Source organism: Puniceibacterium antarcticum (genome assembly GCF_002760615.1).
GTDB classification, from domain to species: Bacteria; Pseudomonadota; Alphaproteobacteria; order Rhodobacterales; family Rhodobacteraceae; genus Puniceibacterium; species Puniceibacterium antarcticum.
The window spans coordinates 1-901 of sequence record NZ_AWWI01000061.1; the positions used below are offsets into that span (position 1 = coordinate 1).

A 901-nucleotide genomic window follows, 5' to 3' on the forward strand; every position below is an offset into this window, starting at 1 on the left:
TCTTCGCCGGATCGGACGAGGGTGCTTCATACTACACATCTGCATATGCCTTTATAATTGCATGGTTATCTGATTGGGATCGTGAGACGTCGGGCGTCGGGCGCGACGTGCATCTGCAGCTTTTCGCACGCTGTCTGTCTGAACCTCGTCCTGTCTGACTATCCAGGGGCGCCCTTACAGGTCTGATTGGCGGAAAATTCTCCGGTTTTGATCAACTGTCGCACCGTCGATGGGCTGACATCCAGGATGGTTGCCGCTTCGTCCAGGGTGAGCTCTCCGCGTTCCTGACGTTCGCCTTCGCGATAGACAGGAATGTTATGGTTGCTGCGTACACTGCAGATACGGCTTCGGTTCCAGGTACGGCCTTTCCCGGTGACCTTGCCTGTGCGGTTCAATATCGATGCGATGTGCTCATCGGGCATCTGACGGGCCAGAGCGCGGGTCAGGTCCAGCGTGTCACCGGCAATCACCCACCGTGTGTGGCCCGCCTTGTTCTTCTTTATACTCAGACGCGTATGATCCCCGCCTTGCCAATGGATGATCAAAGGCAGGCTGTCTTCGGTCATGTCGACGATGATTTCTCGGATCATGAGCCGCAAGACCCGCTTCTGACACTCGGGTGTGACACCGGGGCTCTCCCAAGCCTGTGCCAGATCGGCACCCAGGCTCATCAACCGATCGCGATCTGGCACAGAGGCATTGGGCGGTGTTTCTGTCTGGAGCCTTTCGATGTCGATTTCCAGATCGCGCACCTGACGAAGCTTGTCGTTCCAACGCCGCTCCAGCTCGTCGGCGACCAGCCGATTATCCGGGTCGACCGCATCATACTGGCGCTGAGTGCGTTTTGCTTTAAATCGGGCCTGTTGCAGCGCGTTTTCCATCTGCTGCAGCGTCTCGTGCC

General features: G+C 57.5%; 1 protein-coding gene. It reads right to left on the bottom strand.

Annotated elements, in window-relative coordinates:
- Nucleotides 1-158 precede the first annotated feature (158 nt).
- The coding region (locus P775_RS28475) for a helix-turn-helix domain-containing protein (RefSeq protein ID WP_218967653.1) at nt 159-901 on the bottom strand (743 nt) is incomplete at its 5' end.